25 protein-coding genes are annotated in these 22,326 nt (G+C 40.2%); 8 read left to right on the plus strand and 17 right to left on the minus strand.

Annotated features, from left to right (window positions below):
- Positions 1-946: 946 nt before the first annotated feature.
- The 4 genes from H6G92_RS21605 to H6G92_RS21620 all read right to left on the minus strand — a co-directional run bounded on the left by H6G92_RS21605 (position 947) and on the right by H6G92_RS21620 (position 3,065).
- On the minus strand, positions 947-1,267 hold the full coding sequence (locus H6G92_RS21605; protein WP_190895650.1) for a YdhR family protein: 321 nt from the start codon (positions 1,265-1,267) through the stop codon (positions 947-949).
- 64 nt (positions 1,268-1,331) lie between these two features.
- Positions 1,332-1,625 carry an Asp-tRNA(Asn)/Glu-tRNA(Gln) amidotransferase subunit GatC gene (gatC, locus tag H6G92_RS21610; protein WP_190895651.1) on the minus strand — a complete coding sequence of 98 codons (294 nt, stop codon included), beginning with the start codon at positions 1,623-1,625 and terminating at the stop codon, positions 1,332-1,334.
- 97 nt (positions 1,626-1,722) lie between these two features.
- Positions 1,723-2,244, minus strand: coding sequence for a photosystem I assembly protein Ycf3 (locus H6G92_RS21615; protein WP_100902961.1), 522 nt, complete (start codon positions 2,242-2,244; stop codon positions 1,723-1,725).
- Between the two features lie 119 nt (positions 2,245-2,363).
- Positions 2,364-3,065: an SOS response-associated peptidase gene (locus tag H6G92_RS21620; RefSeq protein WP_190895652.1), complete on the minus strand. Its 702-nt coding sequence runs from the start codon at positions 3,063-3,065 to the stop codon at positions 2,364-2,366.
- A 197-nt stretch (positions 3,066-3,262) separates the two neighbouring features.
- Here H6G92_RS21620 and H6G92_RS21625 point away from each other — a divergent pair, with 197 nt between their 5' ends.
- Positions 3,263-3,874: a glutathione S-transferase family protein gene (locus tag H6G92_RS21625; RefSeq protein ID WP_190895653.1), complete on the plus strand. Its 612-nt coding sequence runs from the start codon at positions 3,263-3,265 to the stop codon at positions 3,872-3,874.
- Positions 3,875-3,997: 123 nt separating this feature from the next.
- Here H6G92_RS21625 and H6G92_RS21630 read toward each other — a convergent pair whose 3' ends face one another.
- From H6G92_RS21630 to H6G92_RS21650, 5 genes are all read right to left on the minus strand, one after another.
- Positions 3,998-4,225, minus strand: a complete 228-nt coding sequence (locus tag H6G92_RS21630; RefSeq protein WP_190895654.1) for a DUF167 domain-containing protein — start codon at positions 4,223-4,225, stop codon at positions 3,998-4,000.
- A complete protein-coding gene (locus tag H6G92_RS21635) occupies positions 4,203-4,619 on the minus strand; it encodes a ribosomal maturation YjgA family protein (protein WP_190895676.1) in 417 nt (138 codons plus the stop codon). The genes H6G92_RS21630 and H6G92_RS21635 overlap by 23 nt, the downstream gene beginning before the upstream one ends.
- Before the next feature lie 185 nt (positions 4,620-4,804).
- Complete coding sequence (locus H6G92_RS21640) at positions 4,805-5,356, minus strand: DUF2231 domain-containing protein (protein WP_190895655.1); 552 nt, start codon at positions 5,354-5,356, stop codon at positions 4,805-4,807.
- Between the two features lie 35 nt (positions 5,357-5,391).
- On the minus strand, positions 5,392-6,132 hold the full coding sequence (locus tag H6G92_RS21645; protein ID WP_190895656.1) for an LmeA family phospholipid-binding protein: 741 nt from the start codon (positions 6,130-6,132) through the stop codon (positions 5,392-5,394).
- Between the two features lie 387 nt (positions 6,133-6,519).
- Positions 6,520-7,095, minus strand: coding sequence for a Uma2 family endonuclease (locus H6G92_RS21650; protein ID WP_190895657.1), 576 nt, complete (start codon positions 7,093-7,095; stop codon positions 6,520-6,522).
- Positions 7,096-7,580: 485 nt separating this feature from the next.
- On the opposite strand from H6G92_RS21650, the gene H6G92_RS21655 reads away from it, so the two are divergent.
- The 3 genes from H6G92_RS21655 (at position 7,581) to H6G92_RS21665 (ending at position 10,276) form a co-directional block, all read left to right on the plus strand.
- Complete coding sequence (locus H6G92_RS21655) at positions 7,581-8,117, plus strand: hypothetical protein (protein ID WP_190895658.1); 537 nt, start codon at positions 7,581-7,583, stop codon at positions 8,115-8,117.
- A gap of 220 nt (positions 8,118-8,337) precedes the next feature.
- Positions 8,338-9,174, plus strand: a complete 837-nt coding sequence (locus H6G92_RS21660) for a CheR family methyltransferase (protein ID WP_190895677.1) — start codon at positions 8,338-8,340, stop codon at positions 9,172-9,174.
- A 322-nt stretch (positions 9,175-9,496) separates the two neighbouring features.
- On the plus strand, positions 9,497-10,276 hold the full coding sequence (locus H6G92_RS21665; protein WP_190895659.1) for a hypothetical protein: 780 nt from the start codon (positions 9,497-9,499) through the stop codon (positions 10,274-10,276).
- 132 nt (positions 10,277-10,408) lie between these two features.
- Here the strand turns inward: H6G92_RS21665 and H6G92_RS21670 are convergent, their stop codons facing one another.
- The 6 genes from H6G92_RS21670 to H6G92_RS21695 all read right to left on the minus strand — a co-directional run bounded on the left by H6G92_RS21670 (position 10,409) and on the right by H6G92_RS21695 (position 15,269).
- Positions 10,409-11,011, minus strand: a complete 603-nt coding sequence (locus tag H6G92_RS21670) for a cytochrome c oxidase subunit 3 (protein ID WP_190895660.1) — start codon at positions 11,009-11,011, stop codon at positions 10,409-10,411.
- Between the two features lie 108 nt (positions 11,012-11,119).
- Complete coding sequence (locus H6G92_RS21675) at positions 11,120-11,425, minus strand: hypothetical protein (protein WP_190895661.1); 306 nt, start codon at positions 11,423-11,425, stop codon at positions 11,120-11,122.
- Between the two features lie 68 nt (positions 11,426-11,493).
- Entirely contained in the window at positions 11,494-13,155 is a 1,662-nt protein-coding gene (gene ctaD / locus H6G92_RS21680; protein WP_190895662.1) for a cytochrome c oxidase subunit I, read from the minus strand.
- A 13-nt stretch (positions 13,156-13,168) separates the two neighbouring features.
- Entirely contained in the window at positions 13,169-14,095 is a 927-nt protein-coding gene (locus tag H6G92_RS21685; RefSeq protein WP_190895678.1) for a cytochrome c oxidase subunit II, read from the minus strand.
- Between the two features lie 59 nt (positions 14,096-14,154).
- The gene (locus H6G92_RS21690; RefSeq protein WP_190727991.1) at positions 14,155-14,772 is read right to left on the minus strand and encodes a DUF2231 domain-containing protein; all 618 of its coding nucleotides are present in this window, start codon (positions 14,770-14,772) and stop codon (positions 14,155-14,157) included.
- On the minus strand, positions 14,769-15,269 hold the full coding sequence (locus H6G92_RS21695) for a DUF2231 domain-containing protein (RefSeq protein ID WP_190895663.1): 501 nt from the start codon (positions 15,267-15,269) through the stop codon (positions 14,769-14,771). Before H6G92_RS21695 ends, H6G92_RS21690 begins: the two co-directional genes overlap by 4 nt.
- A gap of 755 nt (positions 15,270-16,024) precedes the next feature.
- Between H6G92_RS21695 and H6G92_RS21700 the strand changes: the two genes are divergently transcribed.
- The 3 genes from H6G92_RS21700 to H6G92_RS21710 are packed head-to-tail and all read left to right on the plus strand — an operon-like array spanning position 16,025 to position 19,338.
- Positions 16,025-17,989, plus strand: a complete 1,965-nt coding sequence (locus tag H6G92_RS21700; protein ID WP_190895664.1) for a Mu transposase C-terminal domain-containing protein — start codon at positions 16,025-16,027, stop codon at positions 17,987-17,989.
- 3 nt (positions 17,990-17,992) lie between these two features.
- On the plus strand, positions 17,993-18,799 hold the full coding sequence (locus H6G92_RS21705; RefSeq protein WP_190895665.1) for a TniB family NTP-binding protein: 807 nt from the start codon (positions 17,993-17,995) through the stop codon (positions 18,797-18,799).
- Positions 18,800-18,828: 29 nt separating this feature from the next.
- Positions 18,829-19,338, plus strand: coding sequence for a TniQ family protein (locus H6G92_RS21710; protein WP_190895666.1), 510 nt, complete (start codon positions 18,829-18,831; stop codon positions 19,336-19,338).
- Positions 19,339-19,412: 74 nt separating this feature from the next.
- Here H6G92_RS21710 and H6G92_RS21715 read toward each other — a convergent pair whose 3' ends face one another.
- On the minus strand, positions 19,413-19,715 hold the full coding sequence (locus H6G92_RS21715) for a hypothetical protein (protein WP_190895667.1): 303 nt from the start codon (positions 19,713-19,715) through the stop codon (positions 19,413-19,415).
- Positions 19,716-19,978: 263 nt separating this feature from the next.
- Here H6G92_RS21715 and H6G92_RS21720 point away from each other — a divergent pair, with 263 nt between their 5' ends.
- Positions 19,979-20,197, plus strand: coding sequence for a helix-turn-helix domain-containing protein (locus H6G92_RS21720; protein WP_242059265.1), 219 nt, complete (start codon positions 19,979-19,981; stop codon positions 20,195-20,197).
- A gap of 606 nt (positions 20,198-20,803) precedes the next feature.
- Here H6G92_RS21720 and H6G92_RS21725 read toward each other — a convergent pair.
- A complete protein-coding gene (locus H6G92_RS21725) occupies positions 20,804-22,261 on the minus strand; it encodes an ATP-binding protein (RefSeq protein WP_190895669.1) in 1,458 nt (485 codons plus the stop codon).
- Positions 22,262-22,326 lie beyond the last annotated feature (65 nt).

Below are 22,326 nucleotides of genomic sequence, written 5' to 3' on the forward strand. Positions count from 1 at the left end.
CTATAGCCTCAAAACAGTGGGAGTCTTTTTAGATGTTAAGAAACCTTCTTGAGGGAGACTTGCCGTAGATTTGAGTAAGTTTCATACAGCAAAAAGCGATAGGATACTAGGCTGGAAGTCATTAGCAGCGACTTTGTTTATTGCTGCCGAACTTCAGGTGTATTCAAAAGCCAGTGTATCCTAATGTCACCTTCTGTTATAACCGTAGAAACTCACGAAGACCTTTCTCACAAGTTAATTATTTAACGGCCCCCTTTTGGCTGTCTTTACGGGGTCATATCTAGGTGGTTGAGGATCTTCGCCATCGTCTAATGTTGAGCGCTCTAGCCGAAGGTGAAACCGAAATTTCGTAACTTCTCTTAAAAGAAGAACTCAGCAGCATTGCTAGTTGTTTTCAAGCTATGGATGCCCAAATTTCGGAACTTTGGGACTGAATCGAGCATCGACCCAAAAACCAATAGTATTAGGGTTACTGGACTGGCTCAACTGTATGGGCAAATAAACTAATTAAATTCTACTGGTATATAGTGGCTTTGAGTATTTATACCTTATTAAGGTTGTTTTAGCAAAATCAACGTTTTTAAATTTTTGCCGACAGCCAAAAAAGAATTAACTTATACTCATTTTCCCATTCATGTTTCTGTATGTGTACTTATGTTTGTAATCAAATTTATCTGGATTTTTATCAAAACAAAATTTAGTTAGGTATTTTGAATGAAAAAAAGGATAGCGCAACGCCTTGTAAAGACTATCTGAATAAAGGGCGTTTTTGCACTCCCATCAAATCATAGGATTTGATGGTCAAATTTCGTAGTGGCGGGTCTGAATTCCCTACCGATAGACTAGAGCCAAGGAGTCTGTGAACATCAAAATTGCTGATTCCTGGATTCTGAATTATTCTTCAACACCACCAAATAGAGGCATGATGAATTCATGCAATGGAGAATTATTGAGAATCTGCCGCATAGAAAGGAGAACTCATGCCTATACTGGCTTCTTTAGTTGCATGACCATCGAAAAGCTTAACAGTAAGATTTCCATTTACCTGTTTTGTAAATGGAATCAATAAGCCATCAATATAATTTTGTGCATTCTCTACAGAATCAAATTCATAAAAACCACCAATAGTATTATTGTTTACACCATTTAACCAAGTTTTAGACCTCAATCCTGGAAATTTTTTCATTTCTATATTGATTGGAACCCAGTCAATCTGACTGAAAGGAATAGATACTTGATACTCGGCATATACGAATACTTTACTCATGGGGATTTTCGACCTAATCTTGAATTTTGTTGCAATGATTTTCTCGGCTCTTCAGTCTTTTTATTTATTCATTGCTGTTGAGGATTTTTGGAACTTTGAAAAATTCGCCTTCCTGTTCAGGTGCACTGTTGAGGATGCTTTCCCGGTCAGGATAAGGTTGCAATTCATCCTCTCGTGTGATGTTGCTGACATCAATCGCTCGTGTTGTTGGAGGCACATTACTAACATCAAGCTCATCCAACTGTTGAATATAATCCAGAATACTTCCTAACTGGGTAGTGAATTGTTCCTCTTCTTCTGGAGTCAACTCTAAACGAGCAAGATTAGCTACTTTATGAACTTGTTCTTGGTCAATCATATTTTTTAGTTAGGATTTAGGAGAGACGCGATTAATCGCGTCTGTACAGGAGTGAGGAGTTAGGAGTGAATGATTCATAGTTCCTAACTCATCATTTTTAGAAGAATACGTCAATTTGCGATCGCCCGGTGGTTTTCAACCAGTTTTGGGCTTCGATGTAGTTATTGGGAGCCATGCGAATAGCTCGAATCCAATAGTCTGCTGCTTGGTCAAAGAGTGCTTCGCCAGCCTCGTTATCTCCAGCTTCTTTCTCCTTTTCGCCTTGGTAGTGATAAATCACAGCGATGTTGTTCAAGGCTTGGGGCATACGTGGGTTTAACTCAACTGCCTGGTGATACAGTTCTAAAGCTTTGTTGTGGTCGCCATTGCTGGCATAGATTAGCCCCATATTGTAGAGAATATAGCCGCGATCGTTGGTATCTTCTTCTAGTGTTAGAGCTTCTTCATAATATTCCAATGCTTCAGCATATTCCCCTTCTGCTTGGGCTGACATGCCATCTCGATAATAAACAAACGCTTCTTTAGCTTTTTTGTTGGTTGGCAGAATCTTCAGAATAATATCCGCCATCACTGTAAAGGATTTGTCAACAAAATTATCGTTCTTTTGTGTTCTTGGCATAGTTGTGTCTGGGGATTGGGGAACTTGAGGCCCCTCTGGGAATAAGGGGCGATGAGGACTGGGTATTAGGTATTGGAAAAGCTCTTCCCTCATCATCTAATCCCCAGTCCACTCAATAGCTAATTTAACTGATTTGTGGGGGCATTCTTCTCACTGAGTGGGATGATGCACTCTGGACTATTATGCCGAGAGTTGTTTACCAAGGTGCTAACTGGATACGCAGTCATTGCTGGCGCTGGATAGGGAAGCAATAGCTGCTGTAGGGTTTGGGGCGTTTGCACTTGGGAATCTAGCCATAAATCGTAATCTTGTGGCTCTAGAATCACTGGCATCCGTTCGTGGATAGGTTGGAGTAATTCGTTAGCTGCCGTTGTCAAAATTGTACAAGAGATTATTTCTTCGTTAGCAGGCGAACGCCATTTCTCCCACAAACCTGCGAAGCCGAAGGGTTGCCCATCTTGAAGGCGAAAATAAAATGGCTGCTTTTTGCCTTGTTGCCGTTGCCACTCATAAAAGCCATCAGCTATCACTAAACAGCGTCGATGCTTAAAAGCCGAACGAAAAGCGGGTTTTTCGGCAACAGTTTCTGCCCTAGCGTTAATCAGCTTTGCCCCCATTCCTGCATCTTTCGCCCATGACGGAATTAATCCCCAATGCAACTGCTTAAATTCACGCTTTTCGCTTTCAGGATTTTGCAATACTGTTGCCACCATTTGCGTAGGTGCGATGTTATATCCGGCTGCTAAATCCACAACTGGCTCGACATGGAAAACTTGAGCTAAAGCTTCTGCTGACTGGTTTAGAGTAAATCTTCCACACATACTTTTAGTCTCAACCACTGACAAAACTAAACATCTCAATCTAGAAAGCAATAATATTTTTTTATTTTTTCAGATAATTTTCTATAGTACTCAGAAGCTCAATATTCAAAAAAATTATCCGGTTTTAGGAAAATCTTTTGGTAAGATATTGTATTTTGAACCTCTACTGTTCAACATATTCATAACTGCATTTTAGCATGGAACTACTGCGTTTGTACGATTTTTTACCTTCTGGTAATGGTTATAAGATACGTCTTTTATTGACACAACTAGGTATGCCTTTTGAGAGGGTAGAGCTTAACATTTTGAAAGGCGAGACTCGCACACCAGAATTTTTAAGTAAGAATCCCAACGGAAAGATACCTACTCTGGAAATCGAGCCAGGGAAATACTTGGCAGAATCAAATGCCATATTGGTATATCTGAGTGAAGGTACAGAATTTTTACCCTATGACCGCTTTTTACGAGCGCAAGTACTGCAATGGTTATGTTTTGAACAGTATAGCCATGAACCTTTTATTGCGACATCCAGATTTTGGATTTCTATTTTAGGTAAAACTGAAGAATATAGTGAAGCTATAAAGCAAAAACGTGAGCCAGCTTATGCAGCACTTAACCTGATGGAAAAACACTTAACTTCTCACACTTTTTTTGTAGGAGAGCGTTACACAATTGCTGATATCGCCTTGTTCGCTTACACTCATGTAGCGCACGAAGGTGGGTTCGATTTAACACAATTTCCTGCTATCCAAGCTTGGATAGAAAGAGTCAAAGCTCAACCAAGCTATATCAGTATTACACAAGCATAAAAAGTCGATTTTGCGAGTTTGTATCTCTCATTTCTTGGCTCTGGTAGAGGAGGTATTGGGTTGGACATCGCCTCACACTCAGCAGGAGGCAGAGTCTTCCCAGAAGATATTACTAAGCAGCAACTAGATATCTGTATCAATTTCTATCAGCTTTTGCCGAGAGGACAAACCTGACTTAATTCTGATATCAGATTTAGCTACATCAAATTTCTTTGCTAGAAGTTTAATTAATTCTTCATTAGCCTTACCATCTACTGGGGGCGATTTTAAATACACAGTCAAACTGCCATCAGGTTGTTCTTCAATTTTTTGCTGTTTTGAATTAGGTTTAACCTTGACTTTTTTTTGCATAACCTATTTTATGTAATTGTCGCAGCCACAACCAACCTAAAACACAACCCAATGCATAATGAGGAAAATCCCACCAAACAAAGGTAGTACCAAGTAACAATTTACCTATAAAAGTGGTGCGAATCTCCTCTAATAGTGGCGGATGCCAAAGTTGCAAGAATTCTAGTATACAAGTGATAATAAAAACCAATATAGGAATTTGGATAATCGCCGCCCGACTTCTGAAAAACCAAAATCCAAAAAGACACCAAAATATTTCGTAAAGTATGTCTCCTCCGTAGTCATTAAACCACTGATGGGCAGGCCCAGTGTAATACTTAAAGAAAAAGCCCATCGGTACAACGATGAGCACAGAAAGAATAATAAATATTGTTTGATTACGGTTTCGGCGCATTTTATCAGGCTTAAAGACTAAGCAAAATTTTAGCCTTTGCATAGTCGTTTCTCAATAATTCGTAATATTGAATGTTAATTTAATTACGAATTACGTTAGCGTAGCGGTAGCGAGTCCGCGTACCCTTACAGGGAAGCAAGCTACGCGCAGCGTCTCGTAGAGAGCGTCATTACGATTTATCTTAGTTATGGATATCTTCTGCTACCTGCGCCCACTACACCGATTTTGTGGCGATAGGAGAGTTCGGCACCGAACCAGCCGGAAATGCTGGTTAGTGTACCAACAACCAGCGAGATTAACAGTCCCCAAGGTACTATTCGGGATTCAGCGTCGCCCCAACGCAGGAGAAAGTTGACGAGTGATAAAACCAGGATAGAAACGTTAAGTATCAAATGCGCCCAACCGGCAGTGCGCTTGCGAACTCGTTCAATTTTCAAAAAGTCGCTCAGACCGATCGCAGCAGCGAGTAAGCCTCCAGCTAATCCGAGTCCGATTAACCATAGCGAAGCCCTAGCCCAAAAGAAATCACGAGTTAACCAGTAGCCGATATCACTTCCCAAGGCTGCGGCTAAGAAGGCGATGGGAAAGATTACGCTCAGGGGGTGTAGGGGATGTCCTGCGATCGCAACTGTACTAGGTACGCCCGTATCCCGATACTCACTGTCGTTACTTTCAATAACTGGTGGAATATTTGGGAAAGGTGTTGAACTTGTTTGCGTTGTGTCTGTAGTTTCCATTATTAGTATCCTGAATTTATTAGTGTCCTATATTGTTAAGCTGAAGGAATTTTTTCAACATAAGCTTCAGCTTGTAGGGTTAGTTTGCCTACTTCTACTTTTAGTTGGTTAACTTGCAGACTCATTCCTTCTAAATCAAAGTTACTCAAATTCAAAATTTCGCTAGTTTGATCTATCAAAGCTTTTGTCAGCTCTGGCGACATTTCCTCACTTTCGCCATACTCGACATTTTCCAGAGTAACAGTTTTCCCATTACCGCTGATCCTGGGTACTGCGGCAAAAGCAACTTGCTGATTTTCACCTGTTTCTAATAATTTTATGCTGGCATTTAATGCCACTTTCCCATCACCAGGTAGTCGAAAATCTACATGTTGAGGTTCAATAGTCCTCAGTTCGCCGTTAACGTGGATTTTTTGACTTTGCAGTTGCGATCGCACATATTCAGAGTTGAAGGCGCGATTGATATCACCTTCAGTTAATACAACCCGTGCATTAGCTTCAGTAGGTTTAGTGAGTTCAATTTTGCCAAAAGCCACATTCAAAGGATTAATGGCAACACTAGTCATTTGCATCTCCAGCTCCTCCATGCGGAGGTCTTTCTGCATCACCAAACCTTCGCCTTCAATTGTTACTGCATCTACCTCCCCTTGAACAAGTTTAAGCGGGTCTGTTTTGATGTCTACATCTAAATTTTTTACTTCATCTAATTGGCTAGATAATCCTATTTCTGCGGCTTTATTCAGGGCTTGCTCTCCTAAACCAGGATTGTCTGGCATTATTATATTAACTCCTACTTTTAATAGCATATCCTTGAGCTAATTTAATAAATTAGCGTCAGCTTTTTATCTATCTAGCGATGGAATATAGGCTTAAATATTGTCTATCCACAAGTATAATTACATTATTTATAATGAATAGAAAGTTTTGCTTTTCTATCCAGAGTTTTTAAGCCGTATATGCACAGAAGTTTTTAGTCAGATTTCACTCAAAAGAAAGATTTAAATATAAAAAATTTACTAGTTATATTATTTTTTATAAATTTTCGCTTAAATCTATTTAATAAAAAATTTCGCAACCTACTTTAGAATCGAATTTTGGATTGACACATTATCATATTAATTTTGGATAAAGTGCTTAGGTTTAGCCAGCCGGAGGTAGCGTTTTTACAATAATTTTTTCAAAGGCAATATAAACCCAGGCACAACATCTTCACCGCTTAATATTGCCGTAGCTAGATATTGAGTAATTGAACCATCTCGTCGATAAACTAAAGCTTGCTGATTTTTACTATCAATTAACCATCCTAACTGAACACCATTGCTAATATATTCTTCCATTTTGGCTTTGAGTTTTGTCAAGCTGTCATTTTTAGAACGAATTTCAATTGCAAAATCTGGTGCTAAGTTAATAAATTTGTCCTCTTGTTGATCCCAACCTTCTGGTAAGCGTCCTTTAGCAACAAAAGCAGCATCAGGTGATCGCACTGCCGTATTTGCTAATTTAAAACCAGTAATCGGCCTAAAAACTTCACCAAGCTCCTGACTTTCTACCCAATTGAACAGATAGGCTCCTGCTTTTATTTCTCGATTACCAGAAATTCCACCAGTTGGAGGCATAGTTTCTAAAGTTCCATTAGCATTGCGTTCAAACCGCAGTTCTGGATTTTGCGAACTGATCAGCATTAATTCTTCATCAGTGACAGTATACAAAGACTGCACCGTTATTTTTTCGCTGGTCATGATAATGCCATAGCAAGCTTGATAGATATTTCAATTTTAGCTCTGTACTCCTTTGATCCTTGGCGACCTCTGCGTCTGGAGTAGTTTGTTATAAAATTGGCACAAACGCTTTATTTGGTGGAGTTCTCCTAACCGGAAACGGAGCGTCTCTGGCTTTGCTCCTGAATTTTCAGGGGGAAAATGAGTAACTATTTGGTATTATCGGACGCTTGTAGATGCCGTCCCGCAGACTAGAAGCACTGTAATCATTGAGGAATTGAACGGATCGTTGCACAAATTGAGGTATTAGTATCTCAATAAAAAATTTTATTTACCCATAAGTAGATAAAAGTTTCATAAGAACTAGACAAATGGCTTTTTTACAGACACGATATAATCATGTGTCTCACGAACAAATTTTGGCTTTTAGATTATTTCTCTAGATAAAAAATCTTTCTCTCGGTAGATAGGTGTACTTATATTATTATGGCTGCTATGTTACTAATATGACGATAGTAAGACAAAACGCCTTAAATACAACCGTAAGTCCTTCAGTAAATTCTCCAGAAACCTTGGCAGAAAAGGTTATTGAAGCAGAGCGTATGCACGATGTTCTGCTTTTACTGCAAAACTTGATTAACAGTGAAGAAGCCACTGTGAAGCTAATTCTGGATTGTCTCTATGACGTTGGCTCAGTCAATCTGATCAACCAAAAGCTTCGCCTGAAACCCGTCAACAGGGTGATGAAATTAATTGCCCGAATGTCCAAACCAGTTTTTAGAACTTTGGCTTTAAATTGGTTTAAAAAAAACTGTCCTCAACTCATTACTAATTGGCTACATTTGCAGGTAACTTTTGGAAGTATCCAAAATATAGCCCAAGAAGTACCTATTGAAGTTGCAGAACTTCAACCATACTCCATACCACAGAGAGAAAATCTGAGCCAAGAGGTTAAAAATCTGCGCTATCAGGTAAGATTGCTCGCTGGGATTTCAATCATAGCGATCGCTGTTTTAGGAGTAACAGCCGCTAGGTTAAACTGAAACCCATAAGTAGCACCATTATTCAATCTAATAGATCCAGTAGGCTCATTTCGGCGTAAGATGCATTTGGGTTCTAAAAACCCTGACAGCCTAAAGTGGGAATAATTTTTTTCCATCAGGTATTTTGGGAAATATTTGTTTGGCTAACCCCAAGCAGTTTAACTCGTTGTATTGCCAGCATATTTAAATAACTGGCTCAACATATATGCTAATTCGTACTATGACTTTGCCCAAGCCTACCTTGGAGGATATAGAAATACATCTGCTGTTAGAAGGTGTATATCAATACTATGGTTATGACTTTCGCAATTATGCTCTTTCCTCACTCAAGCGCCGCATTCAGAGCTTCATGCAATTAGAAGGGTTCGCAAATGTTTCTGCATTACAAGAACAGTTACTCCACAACCGTGCTTATTTGGAAAGATTTTTACTTGCTCTGACGGTAAACGTAACATCAATGTTTCGTGATCCCAGCTTTTATAACACCTTCAGAAATCAAGTTATCCCCTTCTTGCAAACTTATCCATTTATTCGCATATGGCACGCTGGATGCTCTACCGGTGAAGAAGTTTACTCAATGGCGATTATTCTGCAAGAAGAAGGACTTTATCACCGTTGTCGCATATATGCCACTGATACTAATGAGAAAGTATTACAAAGTGCCAAAAGTGGTATTTTTTCCCTGAAAATGATGCAAGAATATACTCATCTTTACCTGAAAGCAGGCGGTAAGAAGTCATTTTCAGAATATTATACAGCAGCTTATGACAATGCGATTTTTCGAGCATCTCTAAGAGAAAATGTTGTTTTCGCCCAGCATAATTTAGCAACTGATAGCTCTTTTAATGAGTTTAATGTCATCCTTTGTCGTAATGTCCTGATATATTTCAATCAGGTACTTCAAAAGCGGGTACACGAACTGTTTTATAATAGTCTCTGCACCTTTGGCATCTTGGGATTAGGAAAACAAGAATCAATCCGGTTTACCCCTTATGAACAGCACTATGAAGAGATAGTCAAAGGTGAAAAACTATATAAGAAAATAGCTGGTGCTTAAAATCCAGGTCTTTTGAATTAGGTGAATTTAACCGGAAATATAGAGAGAATCTAACTAAAAGTGTATTCAAATTAGCACTAAGTATTTTTCAGCAAAAATATTATGAATAAAGTTGTGTAGGTGCAGCCCGTCGTAGACATTGCTGTCAAAAGACAGTCTGTCAAACATTTTTAATTGTGTTCAGAAGATAGATACAGCGTAGACGCATTAGCGAAGCGGTAGCGACGTTCGCGTAGCGTCTCGCAGGGAAGGAGCGTCAGCGGCTTGTCGCTAGACATCACTTAAGGTAAATTATACATTAAAGCCTTAAAGGAGATTGTCGATGCAGCTTCTCGAATGTCCTCCTGTTGCAGTCATTGCTGGAGAAAATGCGGTTCACGTTTCTCAACTACCTTCTACATGGCAAGACATTGCTAGAGGAACCACGAGTGTCGGACTTTCTCATCCCCAAAGCTATGTTGAGATGGCACAGTTGTTCTTATATAAATTAGAGCATGGTGATGTTGACTTGTTTAGCGATCGCCCCCAACTAGCTCACTTAATACCGTCATTCTCCCAGCTATTTACACAACTGGCATGGGAAACCCTAGAGTTTTTTGGGCAAGACTTTCTCAAACACAGCTATCCAAACTTTACAGAAATTCTCCGTAATGTGGAGTTAAAAGGGACAGAGTATGCTGATGAGGTAAAAGTCGCTCGCATTGGCATAGATTTGTTCAACGAGTTTGGTTATGAACTACCTGCCAGTTTCTATCATGTGCATCTAGCGCCGATTTACCGCGATCATGTTTTTGAAGAACGCGCCTTAAGATTTGATCAGCGCGATATCGAACACAAACGGGCTTGGGATGCCATACTCCATGCAGGTAAGGTATTTGCGATTCAGATGAAGGTGCAAAGTATTGCTTCTAAATACGGTTTTACTTATCAACACGGCTGTGGTTGTAACTCTCACCTATCTTCCATTGATGTATCTAGTGGCGCGTTTGAATATGAATTGAGTCCCGAAAAGCGCCAGCGATGGATTCGCAGTTTTATTTGGACTGCTTGGTATGAGTATGCTTTCTTTGCGATCGTGCCAAATACGAGTTATTTAGTCTAATACCAATTTAAAAAAGAATACGACAAATAGACCATTTGTAGAGACGCGATTCATCGCGTCTTTACTTCATCATTAATTGAATTAGTCTAGAGAGAAAATAAGTAGAGGGAGTAATTTCTCCCTCATTCTCATTTACTGCCAAACGTAGATGAGGATAAACAAAATAATCCAGATAACATCGACGAAGTGCCAAAACAGTGAAGTTGCATTCACACCAAAGTGCCCTGTGTCGTAGTTGCCAGGGATGAAAGAACGTACCAAAATAATCGACTGCAACAGAATGCCAGTGAAAACGTGCAAACCGTGGAAACCTGTTAGCAGGTAAAACGTTCCACCAAATACCCCTGAAGTGAAGCCAAAATCGAGGCCGTTCCATTCAATCGCTTGTCCAACCAAAAAGTAAGTTCCCATCGCCATTGTTGCTAAGAGAAACAGGCGAAATTTCACTAAGTCGTGGCGTTGAAGGGCGCGTTCTGCTAAGTAAATTACAAAGCTACTGGCGACAAGAATTATTGTATTGATTGTCGGTTCTTTTACTTCTAATCCAGAAACACCAGCTGGTAGCCAGTTAGGGGTTGTTGTTTTGTAGATGGCATATCCGGCGAAAAAACTCAAGAAAATGACGCTTTCTGAGAGGAGGAAGACAATGAAGCCAAACATCTTGTTGCCTTCTTCGTCGTGGGTATGTTCTGCGGCTGTGTGCTGCAATTCATCTGAATTGATATAACTGTCCATTGGTGGAGTTTTGCTTTTAGCTTGAGGGTTGAAATTAAAACGCAAAGGAGACGTAGTTCGTTGTGCTACGGTATACACCAATACGCTTGGGTTAAGAAAATTTATCTGTTAAGGCAGGCAGGGGGAGAGAAAAAAGCTTAACTGAACGGGATTACGGTATACACACAAGTCTTTTGACCTTACCTCTATTGCATTGACCTGCACCTTTATTGCATCGACCTGCACCTTTATTGCATTGACCTGCACCTTTATTGCATTGACCTGCACCTTTATTGCATTGACCTGCACCTTTATTGCATTGACCTGCACCTTTATTGCATTGACCTGCACCTTTATTGCATTGACCTGCACCTTTGTTGCATCGACCTGCAAGTTTGTTACATCGACCTGCAAGTTTGTTACATCGACCTGCAAAAATTAACTTACCCTAAGTTACGGAGTAACCTAAAAGATTTGTGTGTATACGGTAGGATAGCCTTGGGTTATTCTGAGAGGTTAGCTGTCAAGGGTTCCGATTTGCCGTAGCCGTAGGGTTCGGAGATGATGATGGGGATTTCTTCAAAGTTTTCTACTGGGGGGGGTGAAGAAACTAACCACTCAAGTCCGATTGCCCGCCAAGGGTTAGCGGGTGCTTTCTCGCCTTGCATCCAAGAAATCACCATGTTGAATATGAAGGGCAAGGTGGACATTCCTAATAGGAATCCGCCCAGGCTGGCGATGATATTCCAGGATGTGTACTCTGGGGCGTAGGAAGCGACTCGGCGTAACATCCCTTGCAATCCTAATGGGTGCATGGGCAAAAAGTTGAGGTTAGTGCCGATGAAAGCTAACCAGAAATGGATTTTACCCCAGCTTTCGGAGTACATCCGCCCAGTCATTTTGGGGAACCAGTGATAGATGGCAGCATACAAGCCCATCGTCACAGTGCCGTAGAGGACGTAGTGGAAGTGTCCCACTACAAAGTAAGTATTGTTAACGTGGACATCAACTGGCACTGAGGAAAGCATAATGCCTGTGATGCCAGCGAAGACAAACATAACTAATGCACCAAGGGCAAACAGCATGGGGGTAGTTAGCCGCAGTTTACCGCCCCAAATAGTTGCTACCCAAGCAAATACTTTAATTCCTGTGGGGACAGATACAAACATCGTCGTCAGCATGAAAATCAACCGCATCCAGCCGGGTGTACCACTGACGTACATGTGGTGTACCCAAACAATACCGCTAACTACGGCAATCAAGATGGATGAAACGGCAACTACTTTGTACCCAAATAAGGGTTTACGTGAATAAACTGGAAAGATTTCCGAGAAAATGCCGAAGATGGGCAAAATAATCACGTAAACGGCGGGGTGGGAGTAAAACCAGAAGTAATGCTCAAACATTACTGGATTACCACCCTTGGCAGGATCGAAAAAGGCAGTTCCTGCTGTGAGGTCGAGTAGTAGCATCACCGCACCTGCTGTCAATGCAGGTAGTCCGAATAGTTGGATGATTTGGGCGCTAAATACTGCCCAGACAAACAACGGCATTTTGAAGAAACCCATTCCTGGGGCCCGCATCTTCACGATTGTGGTGACAAAGTTCACTGCCCCCATAATTGAGGATACGCCGGATATTGCCACCGCTAAGAGCCAGAGAACTTGACCATTAATCAAGTTACCTGTGGGATTCTGAAGACTGACTGGTGGATAAGACCACCAACCCGCTTGGGCTGGGCCACCAGGGACAAAGAAGCTACCCATCATGATAATGCCGACTACTGGCACCATCCAAAAGGCAACGGCGTTGAGGCGGGGAAATGCCATATCTCGCGCCCCAATCATCAGGGGTACTAAATAGTTGGCAAAACCAACGAGTGAGGGAAATGTCCACAAAAACAGCATCACAGTGCCGTGCATGGTGAACATACCGTTGTAGACGGTGCGATCGACTAAATCTGATTCGGGTGTCATCAGTTCTCCCCGCATCACCATCGCAAAGATACCGCCGATGAGAAAGAAGAAAAATGAAGTAACGAGATACTGGATACCAATTACCTTGTGGTCAGTACTAAAGCTGAAGTATTCTTTCCAGTTAGTTGGAGATTCGTGGTTAGGCTTCTCATTAGGGAGAAGCATACCTTCAATAGGAACATTAGTCATGGTTACTTTCCTTTCAACCAGGTGAATTGACTAGAGGAGGTGCAGCAGGTGGAACTGTAACCCAACCAGTTTGGACTGATTGATTGGATGTTTGGGCATACTCAGAAGCCGCCTGATTTTTTGCAACGGATGGCTTTTGGGTTGCAGCTTGTGCTAGCCACTGCTGATAATCTTCAGGAGATTCGACAACCACATTCGCCTGCATCGTCGCAAAGTATGTACCGCTATATTGGGAATCGGTCAATCGATATTTGCCAGCGCGGATGGGAGTAAATTCAAAGTCGATCGCATGGTTGGGAATAATATCCTGCTTAAGGCGAAATGCAGGTATATAAAAGCCGTGGAGAACGTCTTGGGATTTCAGCGCTAAACGTATCCGGCGATCGCTTGGTAAATGCAATTCGGTACTGGTAATATCTCTTTCGGGATAATGAAAAACCCACGCCCACTGTTTAGCTAGTACGTCGATTTTTTCTACAGGTTCTGCTAAACCGTTAGCTGGGGCATCTTTTGGTTCTGCATAAGCCGATTCCATTCCCAACGGATTATGCAGGTGAACTATTTCCGATGGGCCTTGAATTCCCATTTGTTCATAAACTTGATAGCTGTAGCCTGCAATCCACAAGACTAACAGAATTGGGATTGCTGTCCAGACAACTTCTAGGGTGATATTACCTTCAATTGGAGGGCCGTCGGTGAAATCATCTTTGATAGCCCGATGGAAGATCACAGAATACATTAAAGTACTTGTTACTCCCAAGAAGATGAAGGAACCGAGGGTTACTAAGAAGCTAATCAAATCATCAATTAGTAGGGATTCGGCTGCTGCTTGGGGGGGAAGCCAGGAGTAAGCCTGCTTCCCAATCCAGAGACTGGTAATAGTCACTGCGATCGCGCCTGTAAGCAGCGTCAAAATATTTAAAATCTTCTGGATTTTCATGGTCATTAGTCATTAGTCATTAGTCATTGGTCATTGGTCATTAGTCAAATGACTAATACTTACTTGAGTGTTGTATTGAGGTCTTGGTGCGATCGCAGCAAATTATCTGCTGTATTGTGTACGCCAAACTCGGCAGCCATTTGCGCCCCTAGTGTCCCGTGGACGTACAGAATGAACATGATTGCTATGCCTGCCAACAGATAGATCCATTGCACTTCTCTATCTGTCTGTTTATATTCTTGTTTGGCCCAAACGAAGCGCTGCCATCCTCTCCAAATGGTCAGGACAACAATCAACGCTAACAAGAACACACCACCCACACCATGCCAAAGCATAGTTTCCATTGCCTGCAATCCCCAGGCACTTTTCATATCAGCTGGTGGTGTTGCCAACAGCATTTCATAAAAGCCTGCTGCCACTGTGAAAAATGTGATGATGCTGGCACCTAGCATGTTGTACCAGCCAACATCAAATAAGTTGTCACGTTCCACAGTAATTGCTAAAAATTTGAAGACCCATTTTTCAAAGGGGAACAGAACACCGACAATATCAAAGGTCATTCCAATGATGAACAAACCTATTGTCAGATGGACTAAGTTAGGATGAATGGGAATTGTGTAAGGTAATCCGTTTGCGCCTAGAGAGCCGCTCAATTGATCAATTAATTCTGAGTTCATCGCAACAGACCATCCTTTACTGCTTCCACAACTGGCACTGTATGCAATCCATACACCCAAACAAGTTCATCTCCGAGATATACCTGCAAGCCAACTATCAGGGTCAAAATTAACCCGGCTCCCAAATAATAAATTGATATTTTTTGCGGGTTGCGGGCACGAATTACATAGCGCCAAGCTGTAATCGCCGTGATGATTCCCGAAAGCGACCAGCCAATCAGCGTATGTAAATTCAGCACTGATTTAGCGAGGCTGTAAGGCTGTGCTAAACCTGCTTCAAACTGACCAAAAATGATCGCGACGAAGATGGCGATCGTCGCAACTAACATATTCCACCAACTCACTTCAAAAAGACTGGTTTTACCAGTAAAATAGCCAACGACATCGCAGAAAAAGGAAAACAATACCATCGCAATTACGAAGTGGACAACGATGGGATGAATCGTATCTGGATAGGGTAAATTGTGGTCGTTCAAAGATGTCAAATACTCAAGCATTGTTTCTCCTGGACATATCTACCGCACTTTGGTCAAACTTCAATAATCGATGGATACTCGCTAACATCACCACAAGTATCTATCCATAATTGACTAGAATCTGTTCAATATCTGCGCGGTGCAATACGCTTAATCATGTCTTAGCTTTTGGTAGACAAATCTAGTAAACTTGCCTACGGGAAATAATTTTGGTTGCGATTAATTTCCTCATGCCAATAGTCTGCAACAGCAATTTTTGATGTAGCTAAACCAAATCGCTGTCGTTTGTTGATTTGCTTAACCTATCTTTTAGCTTAAGTAAATTTTTATGAATTGTCAAAACAATAATAATTAAAATTTTAAAAGTTACTTATTTAGCAGTAAATTATTCTCGTAATGTAGCGATTTTGGCATTAATTAAAATATTAAAAAGTCTAAATTAAATATTTTTTTGTAACCTATTTCACAATCCTAAAATATTTATTTGTAATACAAATGACATTGCAGGTGTTTTTGTAGAGCGACAAATTATTTGACCAGAGCGACAAATTATTTGTCAAAAGACTTTATTAACTACGAATCCCTATATATCAAGGCTTTTGGGAATTAAATGCGTAGAAAGCTAATTCAAGCTTTGGCGACAAATTAAGCGTCTTTTTTTAAGTTTTTCGACTAATTAGATGACAATTCTTAATTTAGCGAAGAATTAAATGTCAATTCTTCGCAGCTTCATAGTAGTATAAATGTACCCAAATAATTAATGAAAAATCACATCTATGAGTCCTTTAGATGTAGATGACCAATTTGAACTAGAAGATCAAGACAGCTTCCTCTCGGATGACGAGTATACAGACACACTCGACTTTTCAATGGAAGTTGAGCCATTGAGTGAAAATGATAACTCTGTAGAAGAAGACAAATCTGTTGAGTTTTTAGATCAGAGATTTTTAGAGGACTCAAAACTCAGACTCTCAGGTGAACAAAGACTTAAGCTGGAGATAATTCGCAATCTACGTGAACCTTGCGATCGCCTAACTTACGGCAAAAGGTTGGAAGAAGCAGCCAAAAAGCTTGGTAAATCTGAACGAACCGTTAGACGTTTGATTAAGTCTTGGGAAGAAAAAGGTATGGCTGCTTTAGCGGAAGTTCCTAGAGCAGACAAAGGACAGGTGCGAAAAAGTGAATACTGGTATAACTTGAGTCTCAAAATTTATAAACAAGGAAATAAAGGAAGCGATCGCATGACTCGCACTCAGGTCGCCGAGAAGATTGAGACTAAAGCTTATGAGTTCGCCAAAAAAGAATTAGAAGCAGAAATATCAAGGTTAGAAAGTCAGGGATTTCGGGGAGAAGACTTAGATCGGCAGTTAAAGAAGCTGATAAAAATAAAGGAAAAAGCAGAAGGATTTAAGTATTGGTCAAAGTATGGAAAACCTCCCAGCACTAGAACAGTAGAAAGATGGCTCAAACCAGTTGAGGAGAAAAGGCATAAATCTCGCATTAGCCGTAGCCCAGGATGGCACGGTTCCGAACATATAATTAAAACCCGTGATGGTCAAGAAATATCTATTAAGTACAGCAATCAGGTTTGGCAAATTGACCATACCAAAGCTGACATTTTATTAGTGGATGAGGATGGTGAGGAAATAGGCCGTCCTCAATTAACGACGGTTATAGATTGTTACTCTCGCTGCATTGTTGGATTGCGTCTAGGCTTGGCTGCACCCAGTTCTCAAGTTGTAGCTTTGGCGCTGCGTAATGCAATTATGCCGAAACGGTACGCCTCGGAGTATGAACTCAGATGTAAGTGGAGTGCTTATGGTGTACCTAAATATGTTTATACCGATGGTGGTAAAGATTTTCGCTCGAAACATTTAGTGGAATGGATTGCTAACGAATTAGATTTTGAACCAATCCTGCGAAGTCAACCATCAGATGGCGGCATTGTGGAACGACCCTTTAGAACCATGAGTGGGCTGCTTTCTGAAATGCCCGGTTACACGGGGTCAAGTGTTAAAGACCGTCCAGAGGGAGCTGAAGATAAAGCTTGTATAAGTCTTCCTGAACTAGAAAAACTAATTATTGGTTACATCGTCGATAGCTATAACCAAAAGCCTGATGCCCGAAGTCAAGCCAACCCTCTAACTCCAAAACAAAGTCGGATTGAGCGTTGGGAAAAAGGACTGCAAATGACTCCTACTTTGCTGAACGATAGAGAACTTGATATTTGCTTAATGAAGGCAGCAGAACGGGTGGTGTATGACAATGGCTATCTGAATTTTTCTGGCCTTCGTTACAGGGGAGAGAATTTGGGGGCTTACGCAGGCGAAAAGGTTGTCTTAAGGTTTGACCCCAGAGACATAACTATGATGTTAGTGTATGGTCGCAAAAATAATAAAGAAATATTTTTAGCTCGTGCTTATGCTGTTGGTTTAGAAGCAGAAAGGCTGTCAGTTGAGGAAGTTAAATACGCACGTAAAAAAGCAGAAAATAGTGGTAAAGGTATCAATAACGTTTCAATTTTAGAAGAAGCAATTAGACGCAGAAACTTTTTAAAACATAAAAAAAGTAAGACTAAAGCTGAACGTCGCCGAGCCGAACAAGAACGTATAGAGCCTATACCACAAAGATATGAAGAGAAGGGAAATGAACAGATTGAGAGATTAGTGTTTGAAACTGAAGCAGATGAGCCAATAGAAAAAGTAGATTTCAAATTATTGCGTGAAGAATTAGGGTTGTAAACTATGACTAACGAAGAAATACAGTTAGAAATTGAACGTCTAAGACAACCAGATATTTTAAATATTGAACAAGTAAAAAGATTCAGTGCTTGGCTAGATGAAAGGCGGAAGTTACGAAAACCTGGTAGGGCAGTAGGAGATTCAGGTTTGGGCAAAACGACAGCTTCTCTATTTTATACTTACCAGAATAGAGCGGTTAAAATACAAAATCAAAATCCAGTAGTTCCCGTATTATATATAGAGTTAACGGGTAGCTCTTGCAGTCCATCGCTTTTATTTAAAACTATTATTGAAACTCTAAAATTTAAGGCGAAAGGAGGTACTGAAAATCAACTAAGAGAAAGAGCATGGTATTTCATTAAGCAATGTAAAGTAGAAATATTGATTATTGATGAAGCTCATCGTCTTCAATTTAAAACACTCGCAGATGTTAGAGACTTATTTGATAAGGTGAAGATTGTCCCCATATTGGTAGGGACAAGTAGTAGACTAGATACTTTAATTAGTAAAGATGAGCAGGTTGCTGGGCGTTTTGTATCTTACTTCAGTTTTGAAAAACTTTTAGGAGCCAACTTCACAAAAACGGTAAAGATTTGGGAACAGCAAATTCTGAGACTACCTGAGCCATCAAATTTAGCAGGTAATCAAGGAATCATAACTCTTTTACAGGGAAAAACAGATGGTCAAATTAGATTATTAGATCAAATTCTTAGAGATGCAGCAGTTAAAGCATTAGAATCTGGCGTTAACAAAATAGATAAATCGCTTTTAGAGAGTATTGAAGGAGATTATTCATTACTAGCGAGCTAAAAGATACATCGTCAAAATTATAAACTCAGATGTTAAACGAAATCTATAATTTTGAAACTTGGATCAATACAGTTGAACCATTACCAGGGGAAAGTATAAGTCACTTTTTAGGTCGCTTTGAAAGGGCTAATTTGTTGACTGGGTATCAAATTGGTAAGGAAGCCGGAGTCGGCGCGATAGTAACAAGATGGAAAAAACTTTACCTCAATCCATTCCCAACTCAACAAGAATTAGAGGGATTAGCAAAGTTTGTTGAGGTGGAAGTTGAAAAAATCACGCAAACTTTGCCCTTAAAGGGTATCACGATGAAGCCCCGACCAATTAAATTATGTGCTGCTTGCTACGCAGAACAACCTTGTCATCGAATAGAGTGGCAATATAAGGAGAAAGTGAAGTGTGATCGCCACCAGTTGGGTTTATTAACAAAATGTACTAACTGTGAGACACCATTTCCAATCCCTGCTGATTGGGAGCTAGGGGAATGCACCCATTGTTCCCTGCCTTTTGCAAAAATGGTGAAGCGTCAGAAGCGCTATTAAAAAAACTCTAAATAAGAAAAAGACGTGATTAAGTTCACGTCTTCAGGTAGTGGAAAATTAATGCATGAAAGTTATTAGGCTACATCCGCTACTAGCAAACCGTTGACAGCGACGATGAAAATCTGTGCTAACTCAGGAGTGTTACAACAAGGTCTTTCATCTCTATTACAGGGTTGTGCTACCCATTTGCCCTCAAAATTTTGATAAAAAGTTCCGAGAAGCTGAGAACCATACCAAACTCGGTACATTTCTCCAAGATCATCTGGCACTGAGTCGATTTCAATTTCTGGTGCTACTGCATCAGATAACTCCTCAACGTATTCCTCGAACTCGGATTGTGCCAAACTTTGGTTATCAAATACTTCTTGTGTAATCATGTGAATGACCTCATCAATGGGGTTTTGCAAAAGGCGATCGCAGTCTCTTCCCGGAGTGGCGATCGCTTTTGTTTTTTCTATAACTTAATCTACGTGACACGTAGATTTACGTCAAGTGTAGATTAATAAAACTTAGAATGTTATAAATCTACTTGTAAGCATAGATACTGATAAGTAGAGAAATCTACGTCTAGCAGCTACTAAACTGAGGATGTAGTGATATGCCTTTGGATAAAGTGATTCGTTGGAAATTAAATGAAGTGATGGCGCGAAAGCGGGTTAGAAACAAGGACTTGGCAGAGGTGCTAGGGATAACAGAAAATTCGGTTTATAGACTTCGCAAGGTTGACGAGATGCCGCGATTAACACCAGAACGCTTAAACGGGATTTGCAGGGCGTTGAATTGTCAGCCTGGTGAGCTTTTGGAATATGCCCCGGATGGTGGTGATGATAAAGTTGTTTCTATTGTTGATGTGGCGTGAGTGCGATCGCCACCAGTTGGGTTTATTAACAAAATGTACTAACTGTGAGACACCATTCCCAATCCCTGCTGATTGGGAGCTAGGCGAATGCACTCATTGTTCCCTGCCTTTTGCAAAAATGGTGAAGCGTCAAAAGATTTATTGACCTCTAAATTTCTTGGAGGAGATGGTGGTGTTGAAGCCTAAGGGCGGCTTGCTATTTTTATTCCTGCAAATACTGGAATGTAGTAAAAAGAACATTTATTGCATTAGCAAGGTATTCACTTTACGTAAGTACATTTTTTCTGAATACCATCACTAATTACGCCTATTGTAAAATGTGCTAACTGCGGATAGTGTTCCCCCTAATCAATGGAGGTATGAAGAAAGCTCACATTTTTTATACTTTGTGCAGGAATGGCAAAGCGTCAGAAGAAGTGTAGACAATTCCTACTTTTAACTTTCATCTAAGCCAAGCGTGGATATGCCAGTCACATAAGCATAATGAATTAAAAAATAGCTGAAAACCAAGCTGGTTAATAGTTTCAGCAATTTAAGATTTTGCAATTTTACAGATAACCTCTCATTCAGTCACATGACAGTCACATAAGAATTGTAGAAGACGAATCATGCCCAGAATGGTACATACTTAGCATGTTTGCGAGACATATTTTCTGGATCGTAAGGTTTTATCAAGCCCGTATCGATTGTGTCTGATATGATTCGGGATGCCATTGAGTAGTTCTCATCTTTGATAGAGAACCGCTCTCGTAGTGATGAGTTCGTCATGCGATCATTGGATACATAGCGCAAACAGGCATGTTGGTAGCAAGCTCGGACTCGATCAGCTTTGTCCATATCGGCCAACTTCTTATAAGCAAAAAGTGTGACTTTTGTGTGATTAGTTGTAACTTGAAATTCGGGGGCAGGTAACTGGAAAAGCTCTACCATTAGGATAACTTTATCAATACCGCTTCCCCGCTCCTCACAGATGTTAATACGGCGCATAAAAGCAGCTAAATCCTCGTTACGAGAACGAGGTGGTTGATCAATAAACCGCATTGTATCAATAAGCGGTACACCTGGATTAGTAATCTCAATTCTATCAGTGAAAATTTCAATGAGCGGCCCCGTACCACTTATATTAAAATCTTGGTGAATAATTGCATTCGCAACTAATTCTCTAATAGCTAGTTCTGGGTACATCCGTTGTTCTCTGCGAAATGCTTGACCAATCTGCTCATTTTTAGGTAGTTGGTCATTAATAAACCCTAGCATTCCTTCAAAATCAGTAGCATAACCTTTGATGCCAGTTTGCTCTCGCTGGCTCTCAACCCTATTCTTACCCTTGTAGATTACTACTCTAATAGCCTTTCGAGACAAGCGTTCAAAGTTTCGTAAATCTTTTGCAAAAAGAATACCTCCTAGATTTGTTACATCAAAGATATTACCTGTTCTTTGTACAATAAGTCTTTCGGAGATTAATCGTTGTATTATGCCATCCCGATTATCTGGTAGACTTTGTTTTGTCAAATCGAAATAAGCTGGATAATTTAGATTTGTTATGACCTCATCCGCCGCTAAACTTTCTAAAGCTATACTTTTTTCAAATGGCTCAAGCGAAAATAAAGCCCATAATTCCCGCTCTTTCTCAAGAAAATCTTTAAGCAACTGTTTGTAACTACCTACACGGATATACTCAACTCCTTTGAAGCGAACAGGAACATGGTTTGCTTTAGGTATTTCAAAAAAAACTATATTTTTTTCTTCAAAAGTGAACTCATAGATTTTAAAGTTTATTCGAGGAGATAATTGGGTTGCTAGCCAATTTTCTAGTTCTTGATTTCCAATTTTTTCTAACCGAGGTTTAAATTTAGTACCTAATATATCGTGACTAATATCATCCACACCCCACACAATATAAGCGGTATTTTTTCCATGTAAAGTTGCAGAGTTAGATAAAGCTGATAAGTATTCCCCTATATCTTCTGGGCTACTATTATTTACTTTAAATTCAACCCACTCTGTTTCATGAGGTAATGATGTTAGTGCGAGTAATATTGATTTTAAATGAACTGTATCCATATTGCTGCTTCAGACTGGTAAGAACGCTATATCAAATTAGAAAAAGTATATAATAAATACAAAAA

The sequence above is a fragment of the Nostoc foliaceum FACHB-393 genome (assembly GCF_014698505.1).
In the GTDB taxonomy this organism is placed as follows: Bacteria; Cyanobacteriota; Cyanobacteriia; order Cyanobacteriales; family Nostocaceae; genus Nostoc; species Nostoc foliaceum_A.